The organism is Alicyclobacillus sp. SP_1 (assembly GCF_024706985.1).
Classification (GTDB): Bacteria; Bacillota; Bacilli; order Alicyclobacillales; family Alicyclobacillaceae; genus Alicyclobacillus_I.
On sequence record NZ_JAMCCX010000055.1, the window covers coordinates 1 to 6,601 of the forward strand.

Sequence of the window (6,601 nt, forward strand, 5' to 3'; positions counted from 1 at the left end):
TTTTAGTAGATTGCACTCGATGGCTTTTTCGTCAAGATCTAGCCGTGGAATTTACACCACTACCTGAGACTCTAACGGTCTTTGACAACGACCTTGGACGGTTCCAGTCCCAGACGTGGTGCAAAGAGCTTCATTCGTTGTTGCACCTTTGCAGACCCATGCTGAATGTACCAGTCACGAAACGCCTGTCGAAGATGTTCTTCGCGCCATGACGGACTGGACGACTTCGGAACGGTTGCTATGAACCGACCGCTTTGGAACGTTAGTGTTTCATCGGAGGCGTTGTCGACAGCAATAACCCTCAAACGATACTGTCGCCCCAGATACGGAAACTTCTCACCACTAATGAACTCATGGTGCGTTGTTTGCTGTTTGATTTCTTCGAACTCGGCCAGTCGTCGCAAAATCCATGGTGCTTTCTGTCTTAGTACGGCGTGGATACGTTCCTGTTCGATGTCATCTGGGACGACAACAGACACGCCAGATGCCCAGTCAACCGCGATGGTAACGTCTTTCTTTGTCGGACTGTACCGTAGTAGGTAGTCAATGGATGTTGTGCCGTATTGGAACGTCGGCATGTCTGGCAGCCCCTTTTTTAGAACACCGATGAAGGTGTGTATTACTATTGTATCGACGGAATCATGGTGAAGGATCATTGACGTTAAGGTACACGCAGAAATTGCAACAGAAAGTCCTCGTATAATTGGTCACAATACATTTGAATGATGCGGTTGTTGATGTCAGTTGTAGATGGCAACTTCCAGTCCAAGTAGGACATTAAAGCTGTGCGATAAATCACTGGTGCTACATTACCTAATGCGGTTTTCACGGTGTTGCCTTTGTATCGCCAATGATCCGCGTAAATTGCATTTCCGTGAAGAAATGCGTTTCTAGCGTCGTATAGACCATTACATAGACGCTCAATTATAGTCCCGGATAATTTGAGCTTTTTACTGATGCGAAGCCGGAAGCGTCGATGACGTAACTGAGAGTTCCTCCATCGAGCTCGACTCAACAACTCAAACACAGTTGTCTTATTTACTCCATCATCTTTCGGGTGTGCAAGAATTTCTAATGCGCTAACCCAAAGAGCCAATGCAGAACCGAAATCGTGCAGTCCACCTTGATTCTTTAATGGGAGAGAGAGCCCTATAAGCCATTTCCAATGACCGGAATAGTTTTCTCCTATCCCAGTTGTCTGTTCCCGGCTTGATGTACCGTTCTTCCCATTTGGAAAGGAGCAAATGGAGCAGGTTGAGGTCAACCATAAAGTTTTCAGAGGGTTGCTTGATATAGGGGGAGGGCATCCCTACAAAAGGAGCATTGTCTGAACTGCCGACCATTAACGCTGCGTTAATGACTATGAGAGTGTCTTGTGATCCAACAACGACAGGATACAGATCAAAGAAATCTGACCACAAGGGATTAGATGGACTACTGATCTGAGAAAAGTTCATCTGACCCCACCCCGGAAGAATGCAAGCCATAGCAATGCAATTACGGAAATCAACCATCGCGGTCACAGACTTTACCTTGTCAGGCGCATCATCACGATAAATTAGGGCTGACGGATTTCGGCTATGACCATATTCATCACGGAAGCCGCTTAGCAATTTCTTTGCGCCTTTCGATACTTCTTGTATTTTTAAGAGCCGAGGATCATCAAATGGCACGAGTGCAACTGTATGTGAATTTACCTCGAAGGATTCGCGAATTTCCAAGTTTGAAAGCACGTAGCCCAATTTCCAAATAGACGTGGAATCCAATTAATTCACCTCAAATTGATTATAGGGCATATCTGTTTCAACGTTGAGAACATAATTCTCAGCGACGTGCAGTGGTTCTGAAGCCACAAATTACACACGAACATATGTTTGCGTTATCTCACCGGCTGCATATAATATCAAAAGAGAACATACGTTCGTTTTTGTGGGGGTGCAGCTATTGGATCGACCAACCGCTCTAATTCGTCGTCTCTTGATAGTGGAAGCGTTAAAGGATTCGATGAGCCATGAACTTGCACAGGTCAGGGAGCAAATGCGAATCGAAGGTTTGAAAATCATAGATCGACAGGACAATGAGCACGACATCTGGGTTCAGTACATTCACGGCAATCAACATGATGAAGCAATTTTCATGAAAAAAATGCTGGACGCAGAGAGTCGTAACCGTGCAAAGCGAACGGGGATGATTTCTCCATGACCAAGCTCATTTATGGACTCTGCGACATGCAGTCGTTCTACGCCAGTTGCGAAGTTGCATCACGCGAGGAATATGCAGCAAGGCGCAAGGAGTTCGACGATTCGACCGATCCCGCGTTGGTTGTATCTGGGGACCCTGCACGACGCTCAGGTATCATTCTTGCGGCGACACCAACCGCCAAGACGTCCGGCGTGAGCAATGCCATGAGACTTGGTGAAGCCTTGCAATTGAACCCCCGACTCATCGTGGTCAGGCCGCACATGGAATTCTATCTTCAAGTGAGTGTGCGAATCCAAGAAGTGATGAAGCAAGTATTTCCTTTGCAGGAGCAGTTTAGCGTTGATGAGGGTTTTTTCGCATTTCCGCATCCTTCTAAGCTGTTTCCCGATCCGATGGCTGCAGCCCGGAAGTTGCAACAGAAAATCTGGGATCAGTTCAGGATTCGTTCCCGCATCGGGATGGGGCCGAATAAATGGGTCGCTAAAATGAGCAACGCCAAAGCGAAGAAGTCACCAGAGGGCATCGTGTGGTGGCGAGAAGAAGAGGTTCAGGCGTTATTGCATCCTATGCCCGTTGAGTCAATGTGGGGGCTCAAGAAGCGTGCTGAAACGCTCAAAACAGAGTTCAAGGCCGTGACAATCGGCGACGTGGCTGCTATCCCTCTGGGTCGTTTGAAAGCCCGGTTCGGCGTGTGGGGTGAAGTGATTCACCGATGGGCCAACGGGGTGGACATAAGCAAGATTAACCCGCACAGCTATTCCACGCCGCACAAAGGTTTTTCGCATCGTACGACGCTGCCAAACGAGAGGAGATTGCTGTCGTCATCCTCGAACTGCTTGATGAGGTCTGCTATCGCTTAAGACGGGCACAGCAGAGCGGCAGGCGTATTGGGTTGGGACTGACATACGAACGACTCACGGGTGGGTTTTGGAAGGCCAAGACGCTAACAACACCTGCTGACTCCCCAGAACAACTTTACCCGGAGTTATTGAGTTTGCTCGATAAGCACTGGGACGGATATACAGGTGTTCGTGCAGTCAGTGTTGGGGTAGATATGTTGCAGTTTTCCAGTGATGCGACGCAACTATCACTGTTTGATGATGTCCCAAAACGAGATGAGTTGTACCGGGTAGTGGATCGCATCCACGAAAGGTTTGGAGAAACCAGTCTCATGAGGGCCGTGAGTTTGACGAAGGCAGGACAACTCCGTGACCGAAGCGGCAAGATCGGAGGTCACTACGCATGAACATCAATGAGGGGAACATTTTTGAGGCGATGCGGTTGGTTTTGCCGGAGCACCGTAGAATCATGGAAAGTTGGCAGTGTGCGCGGAGCGAAAGAATCCCCCCTGTGTTGTCAGAGGACGAATTGGAGCAAATGCAATACACGCTTTCCGACGCACTTCAGACAGGATCGAGGGTGCGGCTGACGATGTTTCACGAGTACGGGGATGCGGTGTTAGAAGGTGTTCCGATGCACGATGGTCGGTTAAAGATTGTGACGGATGACGGTGTGCGAGTGGTGGATGTGGGGAGGTTGATAAAAGCAGAAATGGTTTAGTTCGCGGGGAAGGGATGCAAGTTAGACACTCGACTCCCACATTTTATGCTGAACTTCCTTTGCTTGAAGTTCGAAGAGGATTCACCTAGAGAGTTGTAGAAACACTTTCCAATCGAATTTTGTTGGGAGTTGTCGCATCTATGAATCTTACTGTGCCTCATAGCTTGTATTGGGAGCTTGGAGCCGTAATAGTCCTTGCAATTATCACCAAAGCGATTGCTCCTACGAAGTCCAAAAACAAACGAAAATCCTCGAGTTCCCGAAAGTCGAATAATCGAAAGGGACAAGCGAACAACCGAACATCATCCACAAAGCGTCCAGATGCGGAAATTCTTCGTAGCTCGATTGACAAGCTCACGTGGGCTGAATTCGAACGTTTGTTGGCATTGTATTTCCGTGACCATGGATATGATGTTGAGGAGCCGGGAATCGGTGGTAATGACGGTGGTGTTGACTTAGTTATAACGGACAAGCGAACAAAAGAGCGTATTGCTGTTCAGGCAAAGCATTGGGCTGATCGTCGTCATGTCGGCCCTAACGTCATTCGTGAGTTGCATTCGGCACGTTTGAACACCAAGCCTACTTGTCTGTATGGGATGTTGGTCACATCTTCGGATATTTCGCCTCAAGCTAGAAAAGAAGCTCAGGACAGACGTATTGAGTATTGGCACGGGGCTGCTCTCCAATACAGGCTGGAGAAATGGGACAAGTGGCAAGGTAAGCAAAGCCGTCGACGGGATACAGGTTCCAAGTAATGGGATGTACAATTTCACACTAAGTCTCTACCACAAAATGTTCTCGGGGCGGTTTGTTTTACACATGATCCTCAACCGTGGGTTACAGCCGCCTGTAAAGCGTTGATCGGGTTTCCAGCCTGATGTATCTCATAGACCTTAGTTCCAACCTGCCATGCGACCGTGGTGTTCGTGTGAATGGTCGGAGAAGACGAATTGTACGACTGAGTCACCACAATCACTCCTTTATTCTGCGGGGTAGGCAACATGTGAGTGTGCAGATATGCAACCATCTGTTTCGCTTGCGGGAGTGCATCGGCAGTCGCTAGGTCACCCCGTATCGCCCAACGACCTTCTGTCCACTTTAAGTTCAGCGAACCAACGGAACCTGCTTGTTCTGCAATAATTCCATTGCCCAAGTTGACATTCGGGCCAGATGGATAGAACTGACCAAACTGTTGCCGGATCGCGTCGATAGCAACCGTCGCTTGAGTTACGCTGGCGTACGAATGTGCGGCGACATCCGAAGGGGTGGTTTGGGGGGAAGTCGGTTTCTTACTGCCTACACTAACTGCCTCTAAGTACACTCCATTTTTCATTTGTATGGCGAATGCCTTAGTCGGTGAGGTTCCCGGTATGACGAAAAACTTTGTTCCAACGCTTAACATGTTTGAATGCCACCCACTTCCGTTCAAAGGACTAGGATCAATAGCTCCTTCTTGCTGACCAACTTGATATACCCGCTTATTGGTGAGGACATAGTACGTCGGGCCTTGATGTTCTTGGTACGCTGTGTAACGTGCATACTCAATCCAGATCGTTTGCTTTGATGATGTTGACGGTACTGTGTTGGGGGTAGCGGTTATGTTTGTAGTTGTAGGCGGTTGTAGGGTGTGGGTTACACCACAGCCCGATACAAAAATGGCTATTCCGACAACAGAAACAGCCAACAACGCACGTAAAGACTTCACCCGTTTTCTCTCCTTTGGTTGTTATATCTGTTCGACGGAGAACATCAGATAAGTGTTACGTTTATTGTGTTCAATTCTTCGTTATAGAGAGGACACATTTCGTTGCGTGTTGTGAAGCGGGGGACAGGAAATGGGGTGGCAAAAGCACGGGTACTCGATTAATGTACTGAATGGCACCTACACCTTTACTGGTTCCTAGGGATGAGTCGGCCCTAATCACTGTGTCGAAGCTTGTAACTAAATCGCAACAAGCTTCGTCCAATACAGGAAGTGTAAATCCATGAGGTGAATTCAGTGCCTAAAAATAAACGTCTTGGGATGATAAGCGTCTGTGTGCTTGCACTCACGATAATGGGTGTAACGGGCTGCGCGACAGGTGGTCAACCACCAGCAGGTGAAAAGGCGTCACCCATAAATCAATCAGACACAAATACAACCAGTTTAGCGACTTCGAGCAGTACACCAAACCGGAGAGCTTCAAAGACAAGCACCTCAAACGTGACTATTTCTGTATCTTCAAGTAACCACAAAAGCCAATCTGGCTCAGGAGTTCATGACTCGCCTAAGGCGCCTTGGAATTTTGTTGTCGTTCAAAGTATGGCCCGTGTTATGAAGAATACTTCTGCTCCTCTCGTAGCCCCGACATACATTGGGCAATCGAACAACTCAAATTTCCCGTACCTGACATCCCTCACCACTTCAACGAGTGACGAGTATCGGGTCGCATTTCATCTCACTTCAACACAGGTTGGCGTTGACAGTCCGGATATAAATCAGCCTCCCAATACTGGGCTTGCAGAATACGTCGGGGGATTCGCTGTAACACAGTTTCCTTCTACTCAGAACGTGAGTCTTACTTTAAAACAGTTTGTTTTACCAATGTCTCCACAAGCAGTGCAGCACTCAGTTGACCTTGGAAATGGCATAGTTGGGAAAACGTTGAGTTTCAATGGAGAAACGATGTCCCAATGGTACGAAGGCAAATGGCGTTGCCAAGTTGTAGGTAGCAGCGCGGTGGATGTTCTACAAGAATCCCGACAAATTGTTGAGTATTTACATAGGGGGTGCTGAATGAATCAGGCGACTTCCCCTGCAAAGCCTAAATCAGTCCCAATAAGCTCCATAAATATGAGC

Annotated in this window: 8 protein-coding genes; 5 read left to right on the top strand and 3 right to left on the bottom strand. The window is 48.0% G+C overall.

What is annotated here, in order from left to right:
• Nucleotides 1-71 precede the first annotated feature (71 nt).
• Nucleotides 72-578, bottom strand: a complete 507-nt coding sequence (locus M4I36_RS12930; protein ID WP_258112167.1) for a M48 family metallopeptidase — start codon at nt 576-578, stop codon at nt 72-74.
• A gap of 501 nt (nt 579-1,079) precedes the next feature.
• Entirely contained in the window at nt 1,080-1,766 is a 687-nt protein-coding gene (locus M4I36_RS12935) for a hypothetical protein (RefSeq protein ID WP_258112168.1), read from the bottom strand.
• A gap of 178 nt (nt 1,767-1,944) precedes the next feature.
• On the opposite strand from M4I36_RS12935, the gene M4I36_RS12940 reads away from it, so the two are divergent.
• The 5 genes from M4I36_RS12940 (at nt 1,945) to M4I36_RS12960 (ending at nt 4,517) form a co-directional block, all read left to right on the top strand.
• Complete coding sequence (locus M4I36_RS12940; protein ID WP_258112169.1) at nt 1,945-2,202, top strand: YhjD family protein; 258 nt, start codon at nt 1,945-1,947, stop codon at nt 2,200-2,202.
• Nucleotides 2,199-3,062 carry a Y-family DNA polymerase gene (locus M4I36_RS12945; protein WP_258112170.1) on the top strand — a complete coding sequence of 288 codons (864 nt, stop codon included), beginning with the start codon at nt 2,199-2,201 and terminating at the stop codon, nt 3,060-3,062. Before M4I36_RS12940 ends, M4I36_RS12945 begins: the two co-directional genes overlap by 4 nt.
• Nucleotides 3,035-3,448: a DinB/UmuC family translesion DNA polymerase gene (locus M4I36_RS12950; protein WP_258112174.1), complete on the top strand. Its 414-nt coding sequence runs from the start codon at nt 3,035-3,037 to the stop codon at nt 3,446-3,448. The genes M4I36_RS12945 and M4I36_RS12950 overlap by 28 nt, the downstream gene beginning before the upstream one ends.
• On the top strand, nt 3,445-3,762 hold the full coding sequence (locus M4I36_RS12955) for a YolD-like family protein (protein WP_258112171.1): 318 nt from the start codon (nt 3,445-3,447) through the stop codon (nt 3,760-3,762). The genes M4I36_RS12950 and M4I36_RS12955 overlap by 4 nt, the downstream gene beginning before the upstream one ends.
• A gap of 140 nt (nt 3,763-3,902) precedes the next feature.
• Complete coding sequence (locus M4I36_RS12960; protein WP_258112172.1) at nt 3,903-4,517, top strand: restriction endonuclease; 615 nt, start codon at nt 3,903-3,905, stop codon at nt 4,515-4,517.
• Between the two features lie 71 nt (nt 4,518-4,588).
• Here M4I36_RS12960 and M4I36_RS12965 read toward each other — a convergent pair whose 3' ends face one another.
• On the bottom strand, nt 4,589-5,164 hold the full coding sequence (locus M4I36_RS12965; RefSeq protein WP_258112173.1) for a hypothetical protein: 576 nt from the start codon (nt 5,162-5,164) through the stop codon (nt 4,589-4,591).
• Nucleotides 5,165-6,601 lie beyond the last annotated feature (1,437 nt).